The organism is Mesorhizobium salmacidum (SeqCode) (genome assembly GCF_037179605.1).
Lineage (GTDB): Bacteria > Pseudomonadota > Alphaproteobacteria > Rhizobiales > Rhizobiaceae > Mesorhizobium > Mesorhizobium salmacidum.
The window spans coordinates 360,948-387,292 of the sequence record NZ_JAPYKS010000001.1; the positions used below are offsets into that span (position 1 = coordinate 360,948).

27 protein-coding genes are annotated in these 26,345 nt (G+C 63.9%); 8 read left to right on the forward strand and 19 right to left on the reverse strand.

Annotated features, from left to right (window positions below; genetic code table 11):
- The first annotated feature begins 97 nt into the window (after window positions 1-97).
- The gene (locus tag O7A60_RS01825) at window positions 98-1,093 is read left to right on the forward strand and encodes an ABC transporter permease (RefSeq protein ID WP_140509571.1); all 996 of its coding nucleotides are present in this window, start codon (window positions 98-100) and stop codon (window positions 1,091-1,093) included.
- 124 nt (window positions 1,094-1,217) lie between these two features.
- Here the strand turns inward: O7A60_RS01825 and O7A60_RS01830 are convergent, their stop codons facing one another.
- From O7A60_RS01830 to O7A60_RS01880, 11 genes are all read right to left on the reverse strand, one after another.
- Window positions 1,218-1,433 carry a hypothetical protein gene (locus O7A60_RS01830; protein WP_140509573.1) on the reverse strand — a complete coding sequence of 72 codons (216 nt, stop codon included), beginning with the start codon at window positions 1,431-1,433 and terminating at the stop codon, window positions 1,218-1,220.
- Window positions 1,430-2,185 carry a COG4280 domain-containing protein gene (locus O7A60_RS01835; protein WP_337104756.1) on the reverse strand — a complete coding sequence of 252 codons (756 nt, stop codon included), beginning with the start codon at window positions 2,183-2,185 and terminating at the stop codon, window positions 1,430-1,432. The genes O7A60_RS01830 and O7A60_RS01835 overlap by 4 nt, the downstream gene beginning before the upstream one ends.
- A 132-nt stretch (window positions 2,186-2,317) precedes the next feature.
- A complete protein-coding gene (phnN, locus tag O7A60_RS01840; RefSeq protein WP_181166159.1) occupies window positions 2,318-2,947 on the reverse strand; it encodes a phosphonate metabolism protein/1,5-bisphosphokinase (PRPP-forming) PhnN in 630 nt (209 codons plus the stop codon).
- The gene (locus tag O7A60_RS01845; RefSeq protein WP_337104758.1) at window positions 2,944-4,083 is read right to left on the reverse strand and encodes an alpha-D-ribose 1-methylphosphonate 5-triphosphate diphosphatase; all 1,140 of its coding nucleotides are present in this window, start codon (window positions 4,081-4,083) and stop codon (window positions 2,944-2,946) included. The genes phnN and O7A60_RS01845 overlap by 4 nt, the downstream gene beginning before the upstream one ends.
- Window positions 4,084-4,118: 35 nt before the next feature.
- The gene (locus O7A60_RS01850; RefSeq protein WP_337104759.1) at window positions 4,119-4,826 is read right to left on the reverse strand and encodes a DUF1045 domain-containing protein; all 708 of its coding nucleotides are present in this window, start codon (window positions 4,824-4,826) and stop codon (window positions 4,119-4,121) included.
- 254 nt (window positions 4,827-5,080) lie between these two features.
- Complete coding sequence (gene iolB / locus O7A60_RS01855; protein WP_140509580.1) at window positions 5,081-5,893, reverse strand: 5-deoxy-glucuronate isomerase; 813 nt, start codon at window positions 5,891-5,893, stop codon at window positions 5,081-5,083.
- 134 nt (window positions 5,894-6,027) lie between these two features.
- Entirely contained in the window at window positions 6,028-6,240 is a 213-nt protein-coding gene (locus O7A60_RS01860; RefSeq protein WP_027142406.1) for a hypothetical protein, read from the reverse strand.
- A gap of 62 nt (window positions 6,241-6,302) precedes the next feature.
- Window positions 6,303-7,220 (reverse strand): myo-inosose-2 dehydratase, encoded by a 918-nt coding sequence (gene iolE, locus O7A60_RS01865; protein ID WP_140509584.1) that lies wholly within the window; start codon window positions 7,218-7,220, stop codon window positions 6,303-6,305.
- Between the two features lie 109 nt (window positions 7,221-7,329).
- Window positions 7,330-9,180, reverse strand: a complete 1,851-nt coding sequence (gene iolD, locus O7A60_RS01870; protein ID WP_337104762.1) for a 3D-(3,5/4)-trihydroxycyclohexane-1,2-dione acylhydrolase (decyclizing) — start codon at window positions 9,178-9,180, stop codon at window positions 7,330-7,332.
- A gap of 37 nt (window positions 9,181-9,217) precedes the next feature.
- Window positions 9,218-11,152, reverse strand: coding sequence for a bifunctional 5-dehydro-2-deoxygluconokinase/5-dehydro-2-deoxyphosphogluconate aldolase (locus O7A60_RS01875; protein ID WP_337104764.1), 1,935 nt, complete (start codon window positions 11,150-11,152; stop codon window positions 9,218-9,220).
- Window positions 11,153-11,309: 157 nt separating this feature from the next.
- The gene (locus O7A60_RS01880) at window positions 11,310-12,155 is read right to left on the reverse strand and encodes a MurR/RpiR family transcriptional regulator (RefSeq protein WP_140812270.1); all 846 of its coding nucleotides are present in this window, start codon (window positions 12,153-12,155) and stop codon (window positions 11,310-11,312) included.
- 151 nt (window positions 12,156-12,306) lie between these two features.
- On the opposite strand from O7A60_RS01880, the gene O7A60_RS01885 reads away from it, so the two are divergent.
- The gene (locus O7A60_RS01885) at window positions 12,307-13,416 is read left to right on the forward strand and encodes a Gfo/Idh/MocA family protein (RefSeq protein WP_337104765.1); all 1,110 of its coding nucleotides are present in this window, start codon (window positions 12,307-12,309) and stop codon (window positions 13,414-13,416) included.
- Window positions 13,417-13,487: 71 nt separating this feature from the next.
- Here the strand turns inward: O7A60_RS01885 and O7A60_RS01890 are convergent, their stop codons facing one another.
- Entirely contained in the window at window positions 13,488-14,192 is a 705-nt protein-coding gene (locus tag O7A60_RS01890; RefSeq protein WP_337104766.1) for a helix-turn-helix transcriptional regulator, read from the reverse strand.
- 128 nt (window positions 14,193-14,320) lie between these two features.
- On the opposite strand from O7A60_RS01890, the gene O7A60_RS01895 reads away from it, so the two are divergent.
- Window positions 14,321-14,956 (forward strand): LysE family translocator, encoded by a 636-nt coding sequence (locus O7A60_RS01895; RefSeq protein WP_337104767.1) that lies wholly within the window; start codon window positions 14,321-14,323, stop codon window positions 14,954-14,956.
- A gap of 32 nt (window positions 14,957-14,988) precedes the next feature.
- On the opposite strand, the gene O7A60_RS01900 is transcribed toward O7A60_RS01895, so the two are convergent.
- On the reverse strand, window positions 14,989-16,080 hold the full coding sequence (locus O7A60_RS01900; protein WP_337104768.1) for a 3-deoxy-7-phosphoheptulonate synthase: 1,092 nt from the start codon (window positions 16,078-16,080) through the stop codon (window positions 14,989-14,991).
- 326 nt (window positions 16,081-16,406) lie between these two features.
- Between O7A60_RS01900 and O7A60_RS01905 the strand changes: the two genes are divergently transcribed.
- Both O7A60_RS01905 and O7A60_RS01910 read left to right on the forward strand, forming a co-directional pair.
- Window positions 16,407-16,652 carry a type II toxin-antitoxin system VapB family antitoxin gene (locus tag O7A60_RS01905; protein ID WP_027142415.1) on the forward strand — a complete coding sequence of 82 codons (246 nt, stop codon included), beginning with the start codon at window positions 16,407-16,409 and terminating at the stop codon, window positions 16,650-16,652.
- Window positions 16,653-16,654: 2 nt separating this feature from the next.
- A complete protein-coding gene (locus O7A60_RS01910) occupies window positions 16,655-17,074 on the forward strand; it encodes a type II toxin-antitoxin system VapC family toxin (protein WP_337104769.1) in 420 nt (139 codons plus the stop codon).
- A gap of 35 nt (window positions 17,075-17,109) precedes the next feature.
- Here O7A60_RS01910 and O7A60_RS01915 read toward each other — a convergent pair whose 3' ends face one another.
- The 6 genes from O7A60_RS01915 to O7A60_RS01940 all read right to left on the reverse strand — a co-directional run bounded on the left by O7A60_RS01915 (window position 17,110) and on the right by O7A60_RS01940 (window position 23,364).
- Window positions 17,110-17,904, reverse strand: coding sequence for an SDR family oxidoreductase (locus O7A60_RS01915; protein ID WP_337104770.1), 795 nt, complete (start codon window positions 17,902-17,904; stop codon window positions 17,110-17,112).
- Between the two features lie 35 nt (window positions 17,905-17,939).
- On the reverse strand, window positions 17,940-18,935 hold the full coding sequence (iolG, locus tag O7A60_RS01920) for an inositol 2-dehydrogenase (RefSeq protein ID WP_337104771.1): 996 nt from the start codon (window positions 18,933-18,935) through the stop codon (window positions 17,940-17,942).
- Window positions 18,936-19,048: 113 nt separating this feature from the next.
- A complete protein-coding gene (locus O7A60_RS01925; RefSeq protein ID WP_337104772.1) occupies window positions 19,049-19,816 on the reverse strand; it encodes an ATP-binding cassette domain-containing protein in 768 nt (255 codons plus the stop codon).
- 2 nt (window positions 19,817-19,818) lie between these two features.
- A complete protein-coding gene (locus tag O7A60_RS01930) occupies window positions 19,819-20,895 on the reverse strand; it encodes an ABC transporter permease (protein WP_027142420.1) in 1,077 nt (358 codons plus the stop codon).
- A gap of 109 nt (window positions 20,896-21,004) precedes the next feature.
- Entirely contained in the window at window positions 21,005-21,946 is a 942-nt protein-coding gene (locus O7A60_RS01935) for a sugar ABC transporter substrate-binding protein (RefSeq protein ID WP_337104773.1), read from the reverse strand.
- A 386-nt stretch (window positions 21,947-22,332) separates the two neighbouring features.
- Window positions 22,333-23,364 carry a LacI family DNA-binding transcriptional regulator gene (locus tag O7A60_RS01940; RefSeq protein ID WP_027142422.1) on the reverse strand — a complete coding sequence of 344 codons (1,032 nt, stop codon included), beginning with the start codon at window positions 23,362-23,364 and terminating at the stop codon, window positions 22,333-22,335.
- A 165-nt stretch (window positions 23,365-23,529) separates the two neighbouring features.
- Here O7A60_RS01940 and O7A60_RS01945 point away from each other — a divergent pair, with 165 nt between their 5' ends.
- The 3 genes from O7A60_RS01945 to O7A60_RS01955 are packed head-to-tail and all read left to right on the forward strand — an operon-like array spanning window position 23,530 to window position 26,205.
- Entirely contained in the window at window positions 23,530-24,621 is a 1,092-nt protein-coding gene (locus O7A60_RS01945; RefSeq protein ID WP_337104774.1) for a fatty acid desaturase family protein, read from the forward strand.
- A gap of 34 nt (window positions 24,622-24,655) precedes the next feature.
- Window positions 24,656-24,970 (forward strand): MocE family 2Fe-2S type ferredoxin, encoded by a 315-nt coding sequence (locus O7A60_RS01950; protein ID WP_140509611.1) that lies wholly within the window; start codon window positions 24,656-24,658, stop codon window positions 24,968-24,970.
- A gap of 17 nt (window positions 24,971-24,987) precedes the next feature.
- Entirely contained in the window at window positions 24,988-26,205 is a 1,218-nt protein-coding gene (locus O7A60_RS01955; protein WP_337104775.1) for an NAD(P)/FAD-dependent oxidoreductase, read from the forward strand.
- The last annotated feature ends 140 nt before the right edge of the window (window positions 26,206-26,345 follow it).

The window sequence follows — 26,345 nt, forward strand, 5'->3', positions numbered from 1 at the left end:
TGCATGCCGCGCAAAAGTGACCCTCGGTTTTGCGGCAACGGCATGCATAAACAAAGAGCTGAAGCGCGCGACGCGCTTTAGCTAAGCGGAGACGACGATGACAAAGAAAGATCTCGGCCTGCTGATCCTGATCCTGGTGGTCGGAGCGATCGTTGCCATCATCAATCCGCGCTTCCTCCTGCCGATCAATCTCGCCAACACCTCGAACCTCATCGGTCTGTTTGGTATCCTGTCGATAGGGCAGGCCTTCGTCATCATCACCGGCGGCATCGAGCTGTCCGTCGGCTCCGTTGTCGCGTTGCTCGGGACGCTGTTCATCGACTTCATCGCCGTACGCGGCATGGGATGGCCGATCGCCTTCGTGCTGATCCTGGTGCTCGGCGCCATCATCGGGCTGGCGCATGGCTGGCTGATCACACGGCTCAAGCTGCAGCCCTTCGTCGTCACCTTGTGCGGCCTGTTGATCTATCGTGGCGTCGCGCGCTTCTACACCGCCGACGGCACGGCGGGCTTCGCCTTCGGCCAGAATTTCCCAACGCTCGAATTCCTGACCGCCGGCCGCTCGTATGGCGTGCCGAACTCCTTCTTCGCGCTGATCGTCATCGCCATCGTGATGTGGGTGGTGCTGCACCGCTCGGTATTCGGGCGCTATCTCTACGCCATTGGCAAGAACGAGGAGGCGGCGAAATATTCCGGCATTCGCACCGGGCGCGTCGTCATGGCGGCTTACGTCATCTGCGGTGTGCTGACGGCGCTGTCGGCGATCTATTTCGCCATGTATACGCGCTCGATCTCGCCGGCCAGCCATGGCCAGTTCTACGAGCTCTACGCCATTGCGGCCGCCGTGCTCGGCGGCTTCTCGCTGCGCGGCGGCGAGGGCTCGCTGATCGGCGTCATCCTCGGCACGGTGCTGCTGCAGGAATTGCAGAACCTGGTCAACCTGCTCGGCATTCCCTCCTCGCTCAACTTCGCGGTGATGGGTGGCGTCATCCTCATCGGCGTGCTGGTCGACCAGCAATGGGGCGTGTTCCGGGCGCGGCGGCGGATGGTCGATGCCGCCCGCAAGGGCGCGGTCGGCGCGGCGGCGGAATAACGCCAGCCAGCGTGGTGCTTGTCCCTGTGGAAAGAAGTAGCATACCCGCGCTGCGGGGAGCCGAGGGGCTGGCGTGCCTTCATGGCCACCGTCGGGTCATCCCGTCCATGCGGCCTTGACTTAACTACCTGCTGCCCTCGCGCGCGGCGCGGCGAACGCTTTGCAAAAGGATGGCAAGGCAGCCGACCAGCAGCAGCCCACCGCCAAGCAGCGGTGGCAGTGCGAGCAGCTTTACCCCCGCGGTAACGGCGGCCACCAGGACCAGCGCCAGCAGCGCCAGATTGCCGTCATCGACGAACATGCCGAAGAATTCCCTGGCGACAAGACGAAGGACGTTCATCGGGCGAGCCCTCCGGCTGCTGTCGGACGGGTGCCGCGCAGCCAGCGCACCATGGCGAATGACGCCATCGCGACGATGGCGAAGATGGCGAGCAGGGCAAGATCGGCACCCGGCCAGTCGGCGCCGATCCCCTCGCCGGTCCAGAAGATGCCGAAGCTGGTCAGCATCAGCCCGACCACGAATTTCAGCGCATTCTCGGGCACGCGCGCCAGCGGCCGGTGAACCGCCAGACCGACAAGCATCACCAGGATGAAAGCGGCCAGCGCGCCCATGCTGGCGTAAAATGTCTGTCCATGCGCGGCGCCGACGGCGATGACGATGAACACCACCTCGACGCCCTCGAGCAGCACCGCCTTGAAGGAGGCCAGTCCGGCGAGGTAGTCGGCGCGCCGGTCGGCGGCCTGCCGGTGCAGCGCCGCTGTTTCCTTGGCGAAGGCCGCCTCCTCGTCATGCAGGGCGATAACGCCGACGCTGCGCAGAATGGCCTTTCGCAGCCAGCGCATGCCGAACAGGATCAGCAGCACCCCGACAGCGAACTGCAGCGTCGTGATCGGCACCAGCGCCAGCAGCGGCCCGAACGCCAGCACCAGGGCCGCCAGCAGCGCCAGCGCCAGCGCGGCGCCCGTCAGTGCCGGACGCCAGCTGCGTGTGACCCCGACGGCCAGCACGATGGTGAAGGCTTCGACGACCTCGACCAGGGAGGCGAGAAATGCCGCCGTGATCGTCGAGAGGATGGGTGTCAGTGTCTGCATCAAGGCTTCCTGTCTGGCTCGATCCTGATTCCCAGGGCGAATTCCAGATCGTAATCCAGAATCACCCTAGGCGGCCAGCAGCCCAAAGCGTTCCGGCGGCAGCGCAAGCAAACGGGTGAAGCGGGCCCGGCTCTAGATCAGGCCCGACATGTCGGAAAAGGCCATCGCCTTGCGCAGCAGCTCGGCGAAGCGCTCGCCGGCCACCTCGCGCGGGCCGCTATTGTCGATCGACGTGACGCCCGGACCGGACAAGGTCACATTGGCGCTGCGCGCCAGCCGCGCCAGCACTTCGCCGCGCGACTCGCGGCCGCGCATCGCCAGCCGTTCCGCCAGCACCTCGGGCGAAGCGGTGATCTCGACGATTGCCAGATTGGCATAGCGTTCGCGCAAGGTGGGGATGATCGCGCGCGACACGTTGGCCACGGCGACGTGGCCATTGGAGACGGACCAGTCGACATCGGCAGGCAGGCCATAGCGCAGGCCATGCGCTTCCCAGGAGATGGCGAAGGCGCCGTCGGCATCGGCCTCGGCGAAGGCGGCGTCGGCCAGCGTATCGTGATCCTCGCTCGCCGCATCGCTCGGCCTGGTGATGACGCGGCGCACGAACTCCAGCTGCGTCTCGTCGGCGAAAAGCGCCTTGGCATAACCGATCACCGTGTCCTTGCCGGCACCGCTCGGGCCCACGACAGCGACAAAGACGCCGTGACGGATCGGAAAGGTTTCGGCGGACAGTTCGCGCTCGATCAAGGCCGACACCATCATGCCACCCGGCGTCCCTGCCGCCAGACGGTGCGTACGACCGGAACATGATCGTCGACGCGCACGCGCACCAGATCGGCGCGACGTCCCTGCTCGATGACGCCGCGGTCGTCAAGGCCGACGGCCCGCGCCGGGTTCTTCGAAACCATGGCGACGGCCTGCGGCAGCGAAATGCCTTCGACCATGTCACCGAGGAAGAAGGCCGACTGGATCAGGCTGAAGGGGATGTAATCGGAGGATAGGATGTCGAGCAGACCGTCGCTGGCCAAGGTGCGGGCCGAGACATTGCCCGAATGCGAGGCGCCGCGCATGACATTGGGCGCGCCCATCAGCACGCCGAGCCCGGCGGCCTTCGAGGCCCGCGCCGCTTCCTCGGTGGTCGGGAACTCGGCCACCCGCACGCCCTGCTCGATGGCCTCGTCGACATGGGCCGACGTGGCGTCGTCGTGGCTGGCGAGCACGATGCCGCGCTCCTGGCAGGCGGCGGCGATGTAAACACGGTTCGGCCCCGAATTCTGCGCCGATTCGGTCATCCGCTTCTCGCAGAATTTCTGGAAGTCGCGATCCGAGAGTTTCAGCTTGCGCTGGTAGTAGTAGGCATAGGTTTCCAGATTGACGAACTGGCGCTGGCCTGGCGCATGGTCCATCAGCGATGCCAGCCTGACCCGCTCGTCGCCGTCGAAATCGGCGAATGCCTTGAGGCAATCCGGCGCTGAAACCTCGCAGCGAAGATGCAGGAAGTGATCGGCCCGCAGACGATCCTGCGCGACGCTGTCCTCGATCGCATCCGCCAGCTTGCGGATGTCGTCCAATGTCAGGTCGGCGTCTTCGTCCATGCCGACGCGGACCGCGTCGAGCACGGTGGTGATGCCGGCGGTCGCCACCTGCGCGTCATGGGCAAGCACCGCGGCGATCGGGTTCCAGCGCACTTTCGGCCGCGGCGCGTAATGGCCTTCGAGATGATCAGTGTGGAGTTCGACCAGCCCGGGAATGATATAGTCGCCGCCCATGTCCTCGCCGATGCGGCCAGTGCCAGCATCGATGCCGGCGATAAAGCCGTCGCGCAGCACCAGTGAACCCTCGACGATCTCGTCGGCAAGAACGATGCGGGCGTTGGAAAGAACAGTTTCGACGGTCATTGCGGGTAGTCCTTGGTTCTTGCAGTCGGGTTCGTTCAGGCGATTTTCCGGGCCGGGCGGCGTCCAAGCCCGTGCTGGGAAAGCGCCATGAACGGCGCACCGGGTTCGGGTTCGACAAACAATGTCAGCGCATCCACCAGCACGGGCTGGCGCAACACATCGGCGAAAAGGCTGTCGATCGCCGCGCGCAGGCGAGGGCTTTCCTGCGGTCCGGCCCGGCCGGACAGGGTCATGTGGAAGCGGAAGGTCTCGAAGACATAGGGATATCCCCATTGGCAGAGATTGCGAAACTCGGCCGGCTTCAGCGAATCCGGACTGCGCCGCTCGATCTCGGCCTCGCTCAACGGCGCCCGAAACCGGTCGAAATCGCGCACGACGTCGTCGGCGAAGCGGTTGAGCGGAGGCAGCGGACCATCCGGCACAAGCGCGAAGAAGCCGTCGATCTGGCTGACGACAAGGCGCGGGATCGTCACGACAGGCGTTGCTTCGGCAAAACGGTCGAGCGCCGCGCGCAGCGAAGCCTCGGTCTCGGTGGCAGCCAGGTGGAAGGGCGCTTTCAGCGTGGCGTGGAAACCATAGCGGCGGGCCGAAGCGGTGTGGAAGGCCACTTCCGCCGCAGACAACTCGGTAACGGCCTCAACAGGCCTGGTCGCGGCACCGAACGGGTCGCGGCCCAGCCAGTTGGCGGCGATTCGCGCCAGCGGCTCGTCCTGCCGGGGAGTGAAATAAATGGCATAACGCATGGGAAGTCCTCGTTAAAGCGCGCCGCGTTTGAAGTGAGGGTGCGACGCGCTTTAAGTCTTCATTTGGTGCATGTCGTCGTCCCAAAACCGCTACGCACTTTTGGGCGACATGCACTGGAACCGTTGCCATAGGTGATTTCCATGACGGATTGACGAAGCTTTGAAGGGTTTTCGAAGGCAAATCGACCCTCAGGGTCGTTAGCCGACGATTTGTCAAAGCTGGACCAATAGGTTCAGCCGGAAACGCAGAACGGTCAGGCCTTCATCAACCATTCGTGCTCGGGCGCATTGTGGAATTTCCACGTCCGCTTCGGCCCGGCCATCACATTGAGATAATAGAGGTCATAGCCGTGGCAGGCGGCACAGGGATGATAGCCCCTGGGCACCAGCACCACGTCGCCGTCCTCGATCGCCATGGCTTCGTCCAGCGCGCGCCGGCCATCCTTGTCGGCGTCGGTATAGACGCGCTGGAAGGCAAAGCCCTGCGGCGGGTTGAGGCGGTGGTAGTAGGTCTCCTCGAGATAGGATTCAGCGGGCAGGTTGTCCTGGTCGTGCTTGTGCGGCGGGTAGCTCGACGTGTGGCCGCCGGGCGTGATGACCTCGACCACCAGCAATGAGTCGGCGGGCTGGCCTTCCGGCAGGATGTTGGTGACGTAGCGCGTGTTGGTGCCCTTGCCCCGCACCTCCTGGCCGAGATCGTCCGGTCCGATCACCCGGACCGGCAGGCCGCCGCCAAGGCCGGGTGCCGAGCACACGCCAAGTTCCAGCTCGGTATCGGCCGTCACCGACCAGTCCGATCCCTGCGGCACGTAGACGGACCACGGCTTGCCCTCGAAAGGCGACATGCGCTCGCCGAGCAGGCCGAGATCCTTGCCGGCGGCTGTCGCGGTACCCTTGCCGGTCACGAACACCAGGCAGACTTCACGGTCGTCCGTCTTTCCCGAGGCGCTTTCGCCTGGTTTCAGCCGATGCAGGTCGAAACCGACATAAGTCCAGCCGGCGCTTTTCGGCGTCACATGCGCGACGCGGCCATGGCCCTTGTCGGCTTTGACGAGCAGTTTGGACATTTTGTCTCTCCTGTTCCAGTGGCTTGATGGGTTGCAGCTTGTCCAGGCCGACGATTTCACCGGTTGTCCAAAAGGATCATCGCAGACGCCTCAGATTGGCCGAGGCGCTGCAAGCTAATCGCCTACGCGACCAGTCACTCCTTCGGTTCGGGCTCGGCCTCTTTTTCTTCAGCCGGCTTGTAGAGATAAAAAAACTGCCAGGCGCCGTAGCCGGCGAAACCGAGCGCGATCACACCCCAGAACGGCGTGCCGGAAGCGAATTCGATCACCGACCAGATCAGGCAGACCGCGACGACGGCGACGCGCCGCCAAAGCGGGCGGAAGAACGGGTGTTCATAATCTTTCATCGCGCCATCCGTAACTCAGCAATCTGCCTCAGATAGACCGCGCGGCACCGTGAATCCAGCCTTCAGGCACTCGGAAAGCCTTGTGTCTCGACGGTGTAGCCGGCATCCGTCATCACCCGCATCAGCTCCTTGTAGCCGACCTCAGCCATCTTGAGCGGCGGGTTCTTCCTGGGATCCTGCTCGGCCTCGACCACGAACCAGCCTTCATAGCCATGATCCGCGAAGCGCTGCACGATGGCGCCAAAATCGAGCGAACCATCGCCCGGCACGGTGAAGGCGCCGAGCGCCACGGCGTCGAGGAAGGATTGCTTCGTACGGTCGAGCTTGTCGATCACATCCATGCGCACGTCCTTCACATGGACATGGCTGATGCGCTTGTGATGGTTGTCGATGGCGCGCAGCACGTCGCCGCCGGCAAACGCGAGGTGTCCGGCATCGAGCAGCAGCGGGATGCCTTCGCCGGAATGGCGCATGAAGGCATCGAGCTCCGGCTCCGTCTCGACCACAGCCGCCATGTGATGGTGATAGGAAAGCGGCATGCCTTGCTCGGCACACCATTCTCCGAATTCCGTCAGGCGCCGCGCGTAGGCTTTCATCTCATCACTGGTGAGCTTCGGCTTGGTGGCGAGCGGCTTGGATCGGTCGCCCTGGATCGAGCGGCCGACCTCGCCATAGACGATGCAAGGCGCATCGACCGCCTTGAACAGGTCGATCATCGGCTGGATGCGGTCCTTGTTGGCAGCCATCTCCTCGTCGACCAGCGTGCCCGAGAACCAGCCGCCGCAGAGCGTCACGTCGGCGGCCTTCAGGATCGGCAGCATGACGGCGGGATCGTTGGGGAAGCGGCGGCCCATCTCCATGCCTGTAAAGCCGGCCGAGCGCGATTGGCGCAAGCATTCCTCCAGCGACACGTCATCGCTGAGTTCGGCAAGATCGTCGTTCCACCATGCAATGGGGGACATGCCCAGTTTGGCTTTCAAGTCGTCACTCCGGTGCTAAAACAGTTTCTTGTTCGTTGGAGCCGCCCTCATCCGCCTGCCGGCACCTTCTCCCGGTAAACGGGAGAAGGGAGGAGCCTCGGCGCCGACATCAATCGCCGATGGTCTGCATCTGCCGTTTCTCATCATAGACCTTGCGCGCCGCGTTGACCTGGCTGCGGGCGGACACTTCCGGCACCGCCACGTCCCACCAATGGCCGCCGGCATCGGTGGAAACCAGCGGATCGGTGTCGATGACCAGCACGGTGGTGCGGTCGTTCTTCTTGGCCTTCTGCAGCGCGTTTTCCAGCTCGGCGATGGACGGCACCTTCTCGGCGATCGCCCCCATGCTCGCCGCGTGCGCGGCGAAGTCGATGTCGGGCAAAATATCATGGCGCGAGTCCTTCAGGAGATTGTTGAAGTTGGCGCCACCGGTCGCCATCTGCAGCCGGTTGATGCAGCCAAAACCCCTGTTGTCGAGCAGCACGATGGTGAGCTTGAGGCCAAGCATCACCGAGGTGGCGATCTCGGAATTCAGCATCAGATAGGAGCCGTCGCCGATCATGACCACGACCTCATCATCGGGCTTGGCCATCTTGGTGCCGAGCCCGCCGGCGATTTCGTAGCCCATGGTCGAGAAGCCGTATTCGGCATGGTAGGACCCGGGCGCGCCCGCTTGCCAGAGCTTGTGCAATTCGCCGGGAAGGCCGCCTGCCGCGTGCAGCAGCGTCACGCCGGAGCCCATGGCGCGCTGCACGGCGCCGATCACCTGCGCATCGGAGGGGAAAGCGGCATTGGTCGAGGCCGTCACCTTGGCCGCATCGGCCTGCCAGGCTTTCTTGCCGGTGGCAGCATTGTCGGTCCAGGCCTCAGGCGCCTTCCAGCCTTGCAGCGCGGCGGCGAGTTCGGCGAGCCCTTCGGCCGCGTCGGCGACCAGCGGGAGCGCCCGGTGTTTGCCGGCATCGAAAGGCTGCACGTTGAGCCCGATGATGGTCTTGCCCGAATTCTTGAACAGCGCCCACGAGCCGGTGGTGAAATCCTGCAGCCGCGTGCCGATGGCGAGCACCACATCGGCCTCTTCCGCCAGCCGGTTGGCGGCCGAGGTGCCGGTGACGCCAACCGCCGCCATGTTGAGCTTGTGATCGTCCGGCAGCGAGGACTTGCCGCCTTGCGTCTCGCAGACCGGAATGCCCGCGCCTTGCGCGAATTTGGCCAGTTCATCGGAGGCCTGCGAATAGAGAACGCCGCCGCCGGCGATGATCAGTGGCTTCCTGGCGCCCTTGAGTGCCGCGACGGCGCCCGCCAGTTCGCCGCGGTCCGGACGCGGCCGCCGCTGGCGCCAGACCCGCTCGGCAAAGAAGCTCTCGGGATAGTGATAGGCCTCGGCCTGTACATCCTGGCAGAGCGACAGCGTCACCGGGCCGCAATCGGCCGGGTCGGTCAGCACCTGCATGGCGCGATTGAGCGCCGGGACAATCTGTTCCGGCCGCGTGATGCGGTCGAAATAGCGCGACACCGGCCGGAAGCAGTCGTTGACCGTCGCCGTGCCGTCGGAAAAATCCTCGGCCTGCTGCAGCACGGGGTCTGGAATGCGGTTGGCGAAGACATCGCCCGGCAAAAAAAGGACGGGCAACCTGTTTACATGGGCAAGTGCTGCCGCCGTCACCATGTTCAGCGCGCCGGGGCCGATCGAAGAGGTCGCGGCCATGAAGCGACGGCGGAAATTGGCCTTGCCATAGGCGATCGCCGCATGCGCCATCGCCTGTTCGTTATGGGCGCGGAAGGTCGGCAGTTGGTCGCGCACCTGATAGAGCGCCTCGCCGATGCCGGCGACATTGCCATGGCCGAAGATCGCCCAGACGCCACCAAAAATCGGCACCTTTTTGCCGTCGATCTCGGTCATCTGGCGGGACAGGAAGCGGGTCAGCGCCTGCGCCATCGTCAGGCGGATTGTCTTGGTCATATCGGTTTTTCCTCCGCAGTCCTTACGCAGCGCCTTGTTATGCCGCCTTGCGGCCGCGCGCGGCAAGCCACGCTTCGGTCAGTTGTTCGAAGCGCGACGCCATGTCGGCGACAGCCTCCTCATCCGACATCTTGCCGGCCAGCCATTGTTCGGCGGCGTGGACGAAGATGGTGCGGCCGACGGCAAAGCCTTTCACGATGGGCGCCTTGGCGGTGGCGGCGAACGCCGCTTCCAGTTCGTCCTGCGGCGCTTCCAGGCCAAGCAGGACGATGCCTCGGCACCAGGGATCGTGCTTCAGGATCACCGCCTCGATCCTGGCCCAGGCGCCGCTCGACGCCTGCGGTTCGAGCTTCCACCAGTCGGGCTTGATGCCGAGCGCATAGAGTTCCTCCAGCGCGCGCGGGATCGTCGTATCGTCGAGCTTGCCATGCTTGCCGGCGATGATCTCGATGAGAAGTTCCCGGCCGACTTTGCGCGCGGCCTCGAACAGCGCGCGCAGCTTCTGCTGCTGTTCTTCCTTCAAGGCCGCCGGATCGTCCGGATGGTAGAAGCACAGGCACTTGATGCAGTGATCGACCGGCCATTCGGTGAGCTGCGAGCCGATGTCCTGGGAGAATTCGAAGCGCAGCGGCCGCGAGCCCGGCAGTTCCACCGGGCGTCCAAGCCAGGCGAAGGGATGCCGGGCGAACTCGAACATCGCCTCGCGGCCGTGCTTCTCGTCGATCAGCATGCCATAGCCGTCGCGGCCGGCGGCGACCTTGGCCGCTGCCTTGACCGCCAGCACCTTGAAGTCGCGTATGCGCGCAGGATCGGCGCCGGTCTTGGCCGCTACATCCTCGAGCTGCACACGGTGATCGCAGGCGAGCGCCATCAGCGACGGGATGTCGCGCCGGCGTGTCGTCGCCCAATGGATGTGGTTGATTGCCTCGTCCTTGCGCAGCGCGCGATGCTTGCTGCCGTTCCTGAGGAAGAACTGCAGCTCCTCGAAGGTCGGATATTCCGGCGCGCAGAGCAGCCGTGACACGGCGAAGGCGCCGCACGCATTGGCCCAGGTCGCCGCCGTGGCAAGGCTTTCGCCGCCGAGCCAGCCACGCAGCAAGCCCGACATGAAGGCGTCACCGGCGCCCAGCACGTTGTAGATCTCGATCGGGAAACCCTCGCCGACGATGCCGTCCTCGAGATCGTCGCTGATCGGCCCGTCATAGACGATGCAGCCCATGGCGCCGCGCTTCAAGACGATGGTGGCCGAGGACAGGGCACGGATCGCCTTCAGCGCGCTCAGGCAGTCGTCGGCGCCGGACGCGATCATGATCTCTTCCTCGGTGCCGACGATGAGATCGCAATCGGGCAGCACCGTCTTCAACTGGGCCGAGACCCGATCCGATTTGACATAACGCTCGAAACCTTCGGCATGACCGGCGAGACCCCACAGGTTCGGCCGGTAGTCGATGTCGAAGACCACCTTGCCGCCCCTGGCCTTCATGATGCGGATGGCCTTGCGCTGGGCGGCGTCACTGTTGGGGCGGGAAAAGTGCGTTCCGGTGACGACGATCGCGCGGGCCGAGGAAATAAACGCCTCGTCGATGTCCTCTTCGGCCAGCGCCATGTCGGCGCAGTCCGAACGGTAGAAGATCATCGGCGAAACGCCTTCGCTCTCGACCGAAAGCAGCACCAGCGCGGTCAGCCGCTCCTTGTCGGTCTTCAGCCCGTCGACATTGACGCCTTCGCGCTTCAGCTGTTCGCGGATGAAGCGGCCCATCTGCTCGTCGCCGACACGCGTCAGCAGTGCCGAGCGCAGGCCGAGGCGCGCCGTGCCGACCGAGATATTGGCCGGGCAGCCGCCGACCGACTTGGCGAAAGAGGTGATGTCCTCAAGGCGCGAGCCGATCTGCTGGCCATAGAGGTCGACGGACGCGCGGCCGATGGTGATGACGTCGAGCGGCGCCTGTCTTGCGTCCACGGCTTCGCTCATTGGAACCTCCCGTCGGTCTTGTCGTCATGGACAACATTGTTTGGGTAACACGCGCGAGCGGCAGCGTGGCGCCGACAATATGAAATAATAATTCCAATCCATAGTCAATATGGAATGAGCATTCCCTGGGCTAAAATTGCCTTGATGGGATGCTCGATCAAGCCTTGCGCTTGCGAGTCGCGTCGCGCCGCTTCTCGCCGACGCCGACGGTCAGCGCCATGGCCAGCGCCATTGTCGCCGACAGCGAGCGGAAGCCGGCGAAATCCGCCTCGGCAACCTCGAACCAGACCCTGGCGAACTGGGCGAGCGGCGAGAATGAGCTGTCGGTGATGGCAACGATCGGCACCCCTTGCTCGGCAATGGCGCGCGCCTCCTCGATCGTGGCCGGCGCGTAGGGCGAGAAGCTGATGGCGATGACCGCGTCCGCCGGCGTGGCGAAGCCGACCATCTCGGCATTCAGGCCGGCGGCCGATTCGATCAGCTGGTTGCGGATCTTCAGCTTACCGAGCGCATAGGCGATATAGGAAGCCACCGGATAGGAGCGCCGCTTGGCCAAGACATAGATGGTCTGCGCCTTTGCCAGCAGCGAAATCGCGTCTTCCAGATGCGCGTCATCCAGCGTGCGGGAAATGTCGTTGAGCGAGGTGCTTGCAGCGGCGATGAAGCCGTCGAAGATCGCCCGGTGTCCAGCGCCGCCCTCGGCCTTGGCGCGCAGCGCTTGCAGCCGCTCGTCATAGGAGGAGTTGCGCTCGCGCAGCCGCTCGCGGAACACCTGCTGCAGGCTGGTAAAACCGTCGAAACCGAGTTGCTGGGCAAAGCGGATCAGGGTCGAGGGCTGCACGCCGGCCGAAGCGGCGATGCTGGCGGCGGTGCCGAAGGCGATATCGTCGGGATTGTCGAGCGCATAGGCGGCGATCTGGGCGATGCGCTTGGGCAAGCTCTCGCGCCGATCCAGAATGGTGGCGCGCAGCGTCTCGAAGTCGCGAGGTACCTGTTCGTCCATCGTCGCTCTGTTCAGGCTGTCTGGAAGCTCTCTCTGCCCCATCATAGCGGGCCTGCGCAAGAACGCCATAAAAAATGAGGCAGACATTCCATTCCTGGAGAAAATGGACTAATTCATCCACGCAGCATTCATGGCAGCGGAGGAACGAAAAATGGTCGGCGTAGGTCTTATCGGCACGGGCTTCATGGGCAAATGCCACGCCATCGCGTGGAGCGCGGTCGGTGCGGTCTTTCCCGACGCGACCAAGCCAAGGCTCGTCCATCTCGGCGAGATCAACGAGGATCTCGCCAGGCGCAAGGCCGGCGAGTTCGGCTTCGCCAAGGCCTCCGGCAACTGGCGCGCCGTGGTCAATGATCCCGAAGTCGATATCGTCTCGCTCACCACGCCCAACCAGTTTCATCCGGAGATGGCCATCGCCGTCCTCGAAGCCGGCAAGCATCTGTGGTGCGAAAAGCCGATGGCCCCGAGTTTTGCCGAAGCCGAGGCGATGGCAGCCGCGGCCAAGAAATCAGGCAAGGTCGCGGCGCTTGGCTACAACTACATCCAGAGCCCGGCCATCCGTCACATCGGCGCGCTGCTCGACGAGAAGATCATCGGCGAAGTCAACCATCTGCGCATCGAGATGGATGAGGATTTCATGGCCGATCCCGAGGCGCTGTTCTTCTGGAAGCACGAGGCGTCTTCCGGTTACGGTGCGCTCGACGATTTCGCCGTGCATCCGCTGTCGCTGGTCACGACGCTGTTCGGCCGCGTCGCCAGCGTCATCTGCGACATGGCCAAGCCCTATGCCGACCGCAAGCTGGCGGCCGGCGGGCGCCGCGCGGTCGAGACCTACGATATAGCCAGCGTGCTGATGCATCTGGAAAACGGCGTTGCCGGCACGCTGCAGGTCAACCGCTCGGCCTGGGGCCGCAAGGGCCGCATCGCCATCCAGATCTTCGGCTCCAAGGGGTCGATCCTGTTCGACCAGGAACGGATGAACGAATTCCAGCTCTACCTGACGTCGGACCGGCCGACCGAACAGGGCTATCGCACCATATTGGTGGCGCCGCAGCACAGGCCCTACGACCTTTTCGTACCGGCGCCCGGCCACAGCCTCGGCTTCAACGACCTCAAGATCATCGAATGCCATGAATTGCTGGTGCGGCTTGCCGGCAAGCCGGCCCGGCTCATTGAGTTCGCCGAAGGGCTGGAGATCGAGCGCACCGTGCATGCGATGGCGCGTTCTTATGAGGAAAAGCGCTGGGTGGATGTTAGGTAGAGGCATGTAGTTCGTCGACATGGGAGGTTGCCGACGGTCCATTCGCGTCGGCCGAAGCTTTCTCGATTTCGTCATCCTTGGGCGGTAATCACCGCCGGCGTTTCCCACCCATCGACCCACACCTTCCGCAACCTATCGCCTTCGCCCTTGAAGCTTAACCCGGTCGGCTGGCAATCCCCGATGCGGTCGCTGCGGAAATTGCGGATTGCCTGGCGCAGCTCGCACCAGGCGACGATGTTGGCGGTCTCGGCGTAATAGATCAGCGCGATCGGGCGGATCAGGCGCTCGGAGGCACGGCCGAGTTCGTCGCGGTAGGAAAGATCGAGCTTCTCCTCGTCGCGGATGGCGCGGCGCACCAGCGCAAGGTCGATCGTGCCGGCGGAGGGTGCGGCGAAGCCCCAGGCGTGCAACGCATTGGCCTCGAGCGTCTGGCGCAAGGGCGGCGGCACCGCGCCGGCGATCTTGGCGCTGACGCGCTTGGCCGCCTGCTTGAGTTCGTCGTCTCCGGTGCGCTCCAGCAGCGCCAGCGACAGCACGATCGCCTCCATCTCCTCGATCGAGAACATCAGCGGCGGCAGGTCGAAGCCGGGGCGCAGTATGTAGCCGATGCCACGGCCGCCCTCGATCGGGACACGCATGGCCTGCAGTGCCGCGATGTCGCGGTAGATCGAGCGTATCGTCACTTCCAGCTGCCCGGCAATCATTGCCGCCGTCACTGGCCTGCTGGCCAACCGCAGGATCTGAATGATCTCGAACAGGCGCGATGCCTTGCGCATTTTTCTCACCGGCTGCGATCACAACTGACACACCATCGTCAGTTGACTCGATCTATAGGATCGCCCATCGGCCTGAAAATCAACAAATTCCTTGGCGGCACGCCGGCAGGAGGCGACAGGCAACTGACATGAGCTACGCGGAAAATCTGTGGCTTTTCTTTCTTCTCCTGTTCGGCATCATCGCCGTTCCGGGCATGGACATGCTGTTCGTGCTTGCCAATGCGCTGACCGGTGGGCGCGACAGGGGCCTGGCGGCGACAGGCGGCATCATGGTCGGTGGCATGGTGCACACGCTGAACGGCGCTGTCGGCGTCGGCCTGCTCATGCATTTCGTGCCGATCCTGTTCAAGCCACTGCTGCTTGCCGGCGCCGCCTACATGGCATTCATCGGCCTCACGCTGATGCGCAGCTCCATCACCGTCGGCCATGACGGGCCAGCCGGCAGCCGCTCCGCATGGAAGGCGTTTCGCCAGGGGTTCGTGACCTGCCTGATCAATCCGAAGGCCTATCTCTTCGTCCTGGCCGTCTACCCGCAGTTCCTGAAACCGCACTACGGCCCGATCTGGATGCAGGCGACAATCATGGGCCTGCTGACCGTGCTGACGCAGGCCGCGATCTATGGCGGGCTCGCCATATCAGCCGGCCGCAGCCGCAGCCTTTTGATCGCCAACCCGCGAGCGACAGCATTCGCCGGCCGGGCGGCCGGGCTGCTGCTGTTTGCGGTCTCCGTGTTCACTGCATGGGAAGGCTTGAGGGCGGCGTAATTCCGGTTGGCGCCGCCCGTATCACCATCGTATCAGGCTGCCCCTTGCCGGCTGTCCAGCATGGCGCGGCGGGCCGAGCGGCGCCACTCGACGGCGCCGGCAAGGCCGTGCAGCACGGTCTCGGTGGTCGCCCAGTCGATGCAGCCATCGGTGATGCTCTGGCCGTAGACCAGCGGCTTGCCGGCCACGACGTCCTGCCGGCCGGCGACGAGATTGCTCTCGATCATGACGCCGATGATGCGCTCGTCGCCCGCCGTCACCTGGCCCGCGACATCGGCCGCCACTTTCGGCTGATTCTCAGGCTTCTTGCTCGAGTTGGCGTGGCTGACGTCGATCATCAGGCGCGGCGCGATGCCGATGCGGGCGAGTTCCACGGATGCGGCCTCGACGCTTGCCGCGTCATAGTTGGGCTGAACACCGCCGCGCAGGATGACATGGCAATCCTCGTTGCCCGTCGTCGCCGCGATGGCGCTGCGTCCGCCCTTGGTCACCGCCATGAAATGATGCGGCTGGGCGGCCGACTTCACCGCCTCGCCGGCGATCCTGAGATTGCCGTCGGTGCCGTTCTTGAAGCCGACCGGGCAGGAGAGGCCCGAGGCCAGCTCGCGATGGATCTGGCTCTCGGTCGTGCGTGCGCCGATGGCGCCCCAGGCGACGAGGTCGGCAATGTATTGCGGCGTCGTCATGTCGAGGAATTCGGTCGCCGCCGGCAGGCCGAGATTGTTGACGGCGGAAAGCACGTTGCGCGCCATCCGCAGCCCCTTGTCGATGTTGAAGCTGCCGTCGAGGTCGGGATCGTTGATCAGGCCTTTCCAGCCGACCGTCGTGCGCGGCTTTTCGAAATAGACCCGCATCACGATCTCGAGCCGGTCGGCCAGGGTCTCGCGCAGCGCCGCCAGACGGCTGGCATAGTCAACGGCCGCGACCGGATCGTGGATGGAACAAGGGCCGACGATGACAACAAGTCGATCGTCGGCCCCTGTAAGGATGGAATGGATGGCGTTGCGCGAGGCGGCAACGGTGCGTGTCGCCGTCAGTGAGCGCGGTATCTCGCGCATCACCTCTTCCGGCGTGCTCAGCAGTCTAAGTTCCTTGACTCTAAGGTCGTCTGTGGTGGTCAACACGGCTTTCTGCTCCTGTTAGAGCAATTCCAGGAAAAGTGCGTAGCGGTTTTCTGTCCGGAATTGCGTAAAACTATGTTTGGGAACCTGCCGGCTGAAACAAAAAAGCCGCCAGGTCTGGCGGCTGTTCGGATCTTGTTGCTGCAATCTTCAGATCGAGCGCAATCCTCCCGCCGCCAGCGAGCTCCTAAAGTACCAATACGTGGCGGTCAGGTTGATCATGGGTTGGCGTATAGCTGAAGTCGCGTTGGATGTCACGCATCTGATGACGGACTTGCATAGATATGTAAGAATGCATATGTTGGATATGCCAAAAAGGATATGCTTCAATGCCGCTTTACGTAAAGGACCGGGAAGTCGACCGGCTGGTTCTTGAGGTGCAGCGCCTCACAAAAGCGCCGAGTAAGGCCGAGGCGGTTCGCCGCGCTCTGACGCATGAAATCGAGCGCGCGCGCAGTGTCCAATCTGTGTCGGAACGCCTGGCGGAGGCGGTCAGAATGGCTGGCGAAATCGGAGCGGATAATCCGGACTTCGATATGAAAGCCTATTCGGACGAGCTTTCAGGCGGGCTATGAGCTTGTTCATCGACGCGTCGGCGGTTGTCGCTCTGTTACGCCCAGAACCCACGGCAGGAGAACTCGCCGCCCGGATGGATGCCCACGGCGGGCCTTTCTTCATTTCGGCGGTCGTTCGTTTCGAGACCGCAATGGCCTTGGCGCGTTCAAAGACCCCCCTGCCTTCACCCGTGGAACCGGCGGCAATCGCAAAGGCGAATGCCGCCGTGGACCGTTTCGTGCTGGATTTGGGGATCGGCGAGGTCCTCATTTCGGCCGAAGTCGGGCGGCTCGCTGTCGAAGCGGCACGCAGCTACGGCAAGGGTGTCAATTCGCCGGCGCAGCTCAACATGGGCGATTGCTTTTCCTATGCCTGTTGCAAGGCATATGATTTGGCTTTGCTCTACACCGGTCAGGATTTCACAAAGACAGACATACGATAGGTTCAAGGTGCGCCACGCGGACTGCCCGCATGAACCTATTCCGGCGACGATCCCGCGACGCTCTGGTCGTAGTCGACCAGCGATCCGGTCATAACGCCCGATTGCGGGCTGACCATGTAGCTGATCAGCCGCGCGAGCTGGTCCGGCTTGACCAACTGGCCCATCGGCTGCGCGGCCTCGGCCTTCGCCAGCCAGTCGTCGGGCGCATCGTGCCATTTCTTCTGCACGATGTCCTCGCCCTCGGTATCCATCCATCCGGGCAGCACGGCGTTGCAGCGGATGCGGTTGAAGCGATAGGCGTTGGCGACGTTCTTGGTCAGCGTCATCAGCGCGCCCTTGCTGGTCGAATAGGGCGTGAGGAAGGACTGGCCGGTATGCGCCGACATCGACAGCACATTGACGATCGAGCCGGGCGCCTTTTTCTCCAGGAGATGCGCCACCACGCCCTGCATCAGGAAGAAGGGGCCGCGCACATTGGTCGCGAAGATCTGGTCGAAGAGCTCTTCCGATGTCTCGACCAGTGAGCCGCGCGCGGAGGTGGCCGCGGCGTTGACCAGCGCGTTGATGCCGCCGAAATGCGAGAGCGCGGTGGCGACCGCGCGCTTGCAGTCGGCAACCTTCGAAACGTCGGCGCTGATGAAGATGGCGTCAACGCCTGATTTCTTGAAATGGGCGACTGCCTTGTCACCCTTCTCCTGCGAGCGGCCGATGAGCGCCAGCGCCCGGCAGCCCTCGTCGGCCAGGGCTTCGGCAACGGCAAAGCCGATGCCTTGCGCACCGCCGGTGACGATGGCGCGTGTGTTCGAATTGCGATCGGCGGATGCACTCATCGCTCTGCTCCTGTGCGTTGGGTCCGGATGCGTTCTTACTTGTCCAAGCGGACGGTCTTGCCCGTGGTCGCAGACTTCAGCGCCGCATCGGCCAGCCTAAGCGCCACGAGGCCGTCCGCGCCGCTCGGCGCCGCCTTCTTGCCTGAAGTCGCCGCGGTGATGAAGGCGGCGATCTCGTTGGCGTAGGCGTCGAGGTAGCGGGTCATGAAGAAATCGTGCAGCGGCGGGCGCGTATAGCCCTTCTCGTTGGCGAGCTCGATCGATACCGGCCGCTGGTTCTCGGCCGCCACCATGCCCTTGGAGCCATGCACCTCGATGCGCTGGTCGTAGCCGTAGGTGGCGCGGCGCGAATTGGAGATGACGGCCTGCTTGCCCGATGCGGTTTCAAGGATGACGCTGACCGAGTCGAAATCGCCGGCTTCGCCGATTTTCTTGTCGACCAGCACCGAGGCATGCGCGCTGACCGCGACCGGCTCCTCGCCGAGCAGGAAGCGCGCCATGTCGAAATCATGGATGGTCATGTCGCGGAAAATGCCGCCAGAGCGGGCGATGTAGTCGAGCGGCGGGGCGCCGGGATCGCGCGACGTGATGGTGACCATCTCGACCGTGCCGATGGCGCCGTCGTCGATCGCCTTGCGCACGGCGGCGAAATGCGGGTCGAAGCGCCTGTTGAAGCCGACCATCAGCGTCGCCTTGGCCTTGTCGACCACGGCCAGGCACTGCTCGACCCGCTTGACGTCGAGGTCGATCGGCTTCTCGCAGAAGATCGCCTTGCCGGCCTTGGCGAAACGCTCGATCAGATCGGCATGCGTGTCGGTCGGCGTGCAGATGACGACCGCGTCAATATCTTTCGTTTTTTCGATGGCGTCGATGGTCCGCACCTCGGCGCCATAGGCAACAGCCAATTCGCTCGCCGCCTTCTCGAAGGCGTCGGCAACGGCGACCAGTTTTGCCTGGGGGTTGGAACCGACGGCGCGGGCGTGGACCTTGCCGATGCGGCCGGCACCAAGGAGGGCGAAGCGAACAGTCATGGAAATTTCCTCTGGGGATGGTTCGAAGCGGGGCGCCGGTCATGGGCGTTAGATGATTTTCCGGTCAAGTCAAATCGACGCGAAGGCGATGACCGTCGCCTCCGCGCCCGGCCTCAGGCCGCGAGTTCCGCCTCGCCGGTCTTGGCGCCGGTGATATAGGATACGATGTCCTGCCCATCGGTATTCTCCTTGCGCAGATTGGCGACGATGCGGCCGCGCCGGAACACCACGATGCGGTCGCAAAGGTCGAACACCTGACGCATGTTGTGGCTGATCAGGATCAGCGGCTCGCCATTGTCCTTCAGCGTGCGGATGATGTTTTCGACCTGCGCGGTCTCCTGCACGCCAAGCGCTGCCGTCGGCTCGTCCATGATGATCAGCTTGGAGGCGAAGGTGGCCGTCCTGGCGATCGCCACGCACTGGCGCTGGCCGCCCGACATATGGCGGATGGTGTTGGACAGATTGGGGATCTTCACCGCCGTGCGGACCAGCGCCGCCTCGGTCGCCTTGCGCATGTATTTGCGGTCGAGGATCGAGAACGGCCCGAGATTGAACAGTACTTTTTCGCGGCCGAGAAACAGGTTCGACGGCACGTCGAGATCGTCGGCCAGCGCCAGATTCTGGAACACCGTCTCGATGCCCGCCTCGCGCGCCTCGATCGGGCCGGCGAAATTCACTTCCTTGCCGTCGAACCAGACCTGGCCGCTGGTCCGCTGCTCGACGGCGGTGATCTGGCGCACGAAGGTCGACTTGCCGGCGCCGTTGTCGCCCATGATGGCGACATGCTCGCCCCTGCGCAGCTCGAAGTTGGCGCCTTCGAGCGCATGCACGCCGCCATAGCGCTTGGTCAGGTTTTCGGTCTTCAGGACGATATCTGACATGGTCAAGCCCTCAATGCCCGCATGCGCTGGCGCCACTGATCGAGAACGACCGCGCCGACGATGATCACGCCTTTGACCATCTCCTGGTAGTAGGCGTCGAGGCGCAGGAAGGTGAAGCCGGAGATAATGACGCCGAAGATCAGCGCGCCGATCACGGTGCCGATGATGGAGCCACGGCCGCCCGACAGCGAGACGCCGCCGATGACCGCCATGGCGATGGCGTCGAGTTCGTACATCACGCCCATGCCGGCCTGGGCGGTAAGGTTCTTGGAGGAAAGCACCACGGCGGCGAGCGCGGCAAGAATGCCGGCGATGACGTAGACCAGGATCTTATGGTTGGCGATCTTGATGCCCGACATGCGCGCGGCATCCTCGTTGGAGCCGATCGCATAGCAATGCTTCCCGTATCTGGTGTAGGTCATGATCAGCTGGAACAGCACGGCCAGCGACAGGAAGATGATGACGGGCATCAGGCCCTTGCCGATCGCGGCGAAACTGTCTGTCGGGAACGAGATCGGCTGGCCCTTGGACCACCATTTGGCGATGCCGCGCGCGGTGACCATCATGCCGAGCGTGGCGATGAAGGGCGGAATGCGCGTATAGGCGATCAGCGCGCCGTTGACGAAGCCGGCGAGCAGGCCGCAGCCGATCGCCACCAGCACCGGGACGATCACCGGCAGGTCGGTCCAGCCCTGCGCCAGGAACATCGCCTTGGGATTCGGGTTGCCGTTGACGGTCGCGACCTGGGCGAAGCTCATGGCGATCATGGCGGTCGCGCCGACGATCGAGCCCGAGGACAGGTCGATGCCGCCTGTAATGATCACCTGCGTGACGCCGATGGCGATGATGCCGACGATCGACACCTGCAGGATGATGATCTGCAGGCGGGCCTCGTTGAAGATGCCGGAGACGTCGCTGCGGGTGTTGAACAGGAAGCTGTCGCCGAGAAAGATGCGGCCGATCAGTTCGAAGATGACGACAAGGATGACGAGCGCCAGGAAGACGTTGAATTCGGCCGGCCATGTGCGCTTCTTGGCGTCATAGCTGACCCCGCCGACGCCGTGAGATGTCTGTGCCAATCTTCTATCCTCCGTCAGCCGCGGCCGTTCCTCGAGCAGCTGTCAGGCGCCGAGGGAAATAGGAGCGGCGCTGTCTTTGCGCGAGAGCGCCGCTCCGTATGTCCGCGGCTCAGTTCTTCTTCAGGAACTTGTCGATGTTTGCCGGGGTGACGAGCTGGAAGGGCACATAGACCTTGTGCTCGACCTTCTCGCCCTTGGCCAGCTTGAGCGCTGCATCCAGCGCGCCGGCGCCCTGGCCGGCCGCATCCTGGAACACGGTTACGTCGAGGTCGCCGGCCTGCATGGCGGCAAGCGCGTCCTGAGTGGCGTCGACGCCGCCGACGACGACTGCCTTCATGTCGATGTTGGCGGCCTTCATCGCCTGGATGGCGCCGATGGCGCTTTCGTCATTGTTGGCGATGACGCCGTCGAACTTCTTGCCGGTCGACAGCCAGTTGGTCATCAGGTTCTGGGCCTGGTCGCGATCCCAGTTCGACGTCTGCTTGTCGATGATCTTGATGAAGCTGCACTCCGGCGTGGCGATGACATCATCGATATCCTTGGTGCGCTGCACGGCGGCCTGGTTGGAAAGCTCGCCCATGATCACATAGACATTGGCTTCTTTCTTGCCGGCTTCCTTGAACAGGCGGCAGACTTCCTTGGTTTCGAGCGTGCCGGAATCAGCTTCGTTGGACGCGACAAAGGCCTGGTTGTCGGGCAGCTTATCGACGTTGACCGGCTGGCGGTTGACATAGACCAGCGGAATCTTGGCCGCGGCGGCCGCATCCGACATCGCCTGAGTGGCCGAGGTGTCGACCGGGTTGACGATGATGGCATCGACGCCCGAAGCGGCGAAGTTCTTGATCTGGTCGAGCTGCTTGGCAACGTCGTTCTGTGCGTCCTCGACCTGCAGCTCGACGCCGCTCATGCCCTTGGCCTGCTCGATCATGCCGTTGCGCAGCACGGTGAGAAAGTTGTCGTCGAACTTGGCCATCGAGACGCCGATCTTGGCGGCCATGGCCGATGAACTCATCAGCGCCGCGAAGGCGACGCCCAAAAGCAGTTTCTTCATTGTATCTCTCCTCCACTTTTGGTGTCCGGTTGCACCGATCTCTCCGGAATCCCCGATCTGCCTGGGGAATCTCTCCCTGATATCCATTTCGTTCCGCAGCGTGCCGCCAACGGCTGGACGCCGAACTGCCTTGAACGGATGTTCCGGAACGAAAGAACCAAAACCCACATCTAGTGAAATATTTATTCCATTTGACGTTGGGGCGTCAAGGGCGATTCCAAATTCGGGCGCGCGATTTTCTGCCTGCTCTGATAGATTCTATCATTTCTGCCGGGCGGTTCGTGGCGGCGGACTGCAGGAGCGCTCTGTCGCTTCATCGAAACGCCCTATCTCTCGTCCTGGCGCGTCCCGGACGGAAAGCCGCTGCGCATTTTCCCGAAATTGCTTCAGATGTTTTCCGGCAAATAGATGTCGAAGGGCAGGAAGATCTGACCCGGCGCATTGGCCGCGCCGGCTTCGATGGCATGCGCCATCCGATCGACGAGCTCACGACAGAGCGCGGCAAGCGGCGTCGAGATCACCATGGTAAGGATGTTGTCGGCGAGCGCGGCGCGCGATTCGGCGTTGATCTCGTTGCAGACGACCACCGGCATGTTGCCAGGCTTCGCTGCCCGCAGCGCCGAGACGGCGCCCTCCATGCCGCCGCCGGCGACGTAGCAGCCGACGAGATCCGGATACCGCGCCAGAAGATCGATCATCGCGTCATGGGTGACCTGATTGGCCTCGAGATTGACCAACGTCTCCAGCACGCTGAAATCCGGCGCATGCTCGCGGAAGAAGGAGCGGAAGCCGATCTCCCGCAACTCATGGCCATGGAAGCGATGGCTGCCGACGAAAAGGGCGACTTTGCCAGGCGCCCTCGCCGCCCTCGCGATCATCCAGGCCGCGGTGCGGCCGACCTTGCGGTTGTCGAGGCCGACATAGCCCTCACGGACGCCGGCGGCGAAGTCGGACAGAAGGGAGAAGACCGGCAGTCCCCTGGCCTTGAGCGCCTCCACGACGGCGGTCAGCGTCGGATGGTCCGGGCCGACCACGGCAATGGCCCGCGATCTCGCCGCCAGCCTGCGCATCTGGGCGGCGATGTCGTCCGGGGCCAGAGAGCTGGCGAAATCGACGGTTGCGACGCCGCGGAAGCGCTGCGATTGCGCGACCGCCAGCTCGAGTTCCCGAGCGAAATCACCATAGAAAACGTCATTGCCCCGAAGCAGCAGAAAGCCCAGACGATACTCGGGCAGTTCCTGGCGCATCCGTTGCTTGATCAGGCCGGCGGCGTGATAGCCGATCTCGGTCGCGGTTTCGTAGACGCGGCGCGCGGTTTCCTCCCGCACCGGGAGGCGATTATTGAGCACGCGGTCCACCGTGGCAACGCTGACGCCGGAGACGCGCGCCAGATCAGTGATGGTCGGCCGTTTCGCCATGATCGCCCTCGTTCGATTGCCTGATATCGATACCTGACTTTGATAGGAAATGATAGAAACTATCTTTATGATGTTGAGTCTATCATGGCTCGGCGTTATTTCTGAGCAAGGAGTTAGTTGGTGATCGGCATTCGCATGGCGAATGCCCTGCCTCGGGAGGCAATCATGACCGCAGCGCCGTCCCGGCGTGATTACAGCCTGATCGGCCGCGACGCCCGGCTTGCGGTCGAACACGGACTGTCGGCGGCCGAGTGGTATCACACCGACATTCCCCGCAAACAGATGAAGGAGCTGATGCAGCGCTCCGATGGCCCGGCGATCCGCGACACGGCGATCTGGCTGGCCGCGCTCATCATCAGCGGTGCCGGCGCTGCCTGGTTCTGGGGCAGCTGGTGGTGCGTGCCGTTCTTCTTCGCCTATGGCGTGCTCTACGGCTCATCCACCGATTCCCGCTGGCACGAATGCGGCCACGGCACGGCGTTCCGCACGCAGTGGATGAACGACGCAGTCTATCAGATCGCCTGCTTCATGATCATGCGCAATCCGGTGACCTGGCGCTGGAGCCACACGCGCCATCACACCGACACCATCATCGTCGGCCGCGATCCTGAGATTTCGGTCATGCGGCCGCCGGACCTGGTGCGCCTCGTTCTCGGTTTTGTCGGCGTGCTCGACGCCTGGCATGCGATATCAGACATGCTGCGCAATGCCGCCGGCAACATCAGCGCGGCGGAGAAGACCTTCATTCCCGAACAGGAGCAGCCCAAAGCGATCCGTGTTGCCCGCATCTGGACGGCGATCTATGCCGCGACCATCGCGCTGGCGCTCTACACCGGATCTTTCCTGCCCTTGATGCTGGTCGGCCTGCCCAGGCTTTATGGCGCCTGGCATCACGTGATGGTCGGCCTGCTGCAGCATGGCGGCCTTGCCGACAATGTCACCGACCACCGGCTGAACAGCCGCACCGTCTACATGAACCCGATCAGCCGCTTCATCTACTGGAACATGAATTACCACGTCGAGCATCACATGTTCCCGATGGTGCCCTATCATGCGCTGCCGAAGCTGCACGTGCTGATCAAGCACGATTTGCCGGCGCCGACGCCATCGATCCTGGCCGGCTACCGCGAGATGATCCCGGTCTTCCGCCGCCAGTTGCGCAACGAGGATTATTTCCTCAAGCGCGAGCTGCCGCCGACCGCCAGGCCGTACCGCGAGGAATTCCACAACGACGCCGTCGCGGTCGCGGCTGAATAATCACGCGCCGCCGTGCGATCCCAGGGAGGACTGAATGAACGATTGGGTCGAGGCCTGCGCCGCCGGTGACATCGACGAAGAAGACGTGATGCGCTTCGATCATGGCGGGCGCACCTTCGCCATCTATCGCAGCCCGGACGACGAATATTTCGCCACCGACGGACTTTGCACGCATGAGAAGGTGCATCTCGCCGACGGGCTGGTGATGGACGACATCATCGAATGCCCCAAGCACAATGGCCGCTTCAACTACAAGACCGGCGCAGCCAGAGGCGCGCCGGTCTGCGTCAACCTCAGGACCTATCCGGTCAAGGTGGACGCCGGCAAAGTCCTGGTTCAGATCGGGTGACCGGCATGGCGCGGGGAATGCTGATCATCGGAGCCGGCGAATGCGGCGGACGGGCGGCGCTCGCCTTGCGCGATCTCGGCTATGGCGGCCCGGTGACGGTGGTCGGCGACGAGCCGCATCTGCCCTACGAACGTCCGCCTCTGTCCAAGGAGGCGATGGCCAGCGATGCGCCCGCAATCAAGGCGATCGCCAGCGACGAGATGCTGACCGAAAAATCGATCCGGCACGTCCATTCCGTCCAGGCCGTGGCGATCGAGCGCGCGTCGCACACGGTGCGCCTGTCGGACGGTTCGGTGCTGGCCTACGACAAGCTGCTGCTGGCCACCGGTTCGACGCCGCGCAAGCTGCGGATGCCTGGGCTTGGCGTGCGCTGCGTCTATCTCAGAACCTTCGCCGACGCGCTGGCCATTCGCGCCCATCTTCGTGCCGGCAATCGCATCGCCATCATTGGCGGCGGGTTCATCGGCCTTGAACTTGCGGCAGCCGCGCGCAAGCTCGGCGCCTCGGTCACCGTCATCGAGGCGCAGCCACGTATCCTGATGCGCGGCGTTCCGGCCGAGATCGCCGAAATCATCCATGAAGCGCATGTCGCCGAGGGTGTCGATGTCGTCTGCGGGGAAGGCATCGCCTCCATCGCCGACGACGGAAAGGAGGTGCGGGTGACGCTTGCCGGCGGGCGCGAAATATCGGCCGACCTCGCCGTCATCGGCATCGGCGCCGTGCCGGTGACCGGGCTCGCGGCCGAAGCCGGCCTGACCATTGAAAACGGCATATCAGTCGATGCCTACCTGCAAACCGCTGATCCCGACATCTTCGCCGCCGGCGATTGCTGCTCGTTTCCGCTCGCCGTCTATGGGGGCCGCCGCGTGCGGCTGGAGGCCTGGCGCAATGCACAGGAACAGGGCGCTCTTGCGGCAAAGAACATGCTTGGCGCCGGCGAGGCGCATGCGGCTGTTCCGTGGTTCTGGTCGGATCAGTATGACCTGTCCCTGCAGATCGCGGGGTTGTCCGACGAAGGCCGCCGCACCGTGCGCCGCGATCTCGGTGACGGCGCCTTCATCCTCTTCCATCTCGCCGAGGACGGCAGGCTGGTGGCGGCGAGCGGCATCGGCCCGGGCAATGCGGTCGCCCGCGACATAAGGCTGGCCGAAATGCTGATCGGCAAGCGTGCCAAGCCGGCGCCGGAGGCGCTGGGATCGCCTGAAGTCAAGCTGAAGGCGTTGCTGGCGGCCTGAGTGAAGTTGGCCGCCCTCTCCCTTGTTGCAGGGCAATTGCGCATGACTGCGCCGACCCCACTCCGGCCGCTGCGCGGCCACCTCTCCCCCATTTCATGACGGAGAGGAAACGCTAATCCTCGGCGTCGCGACCTTGGAAG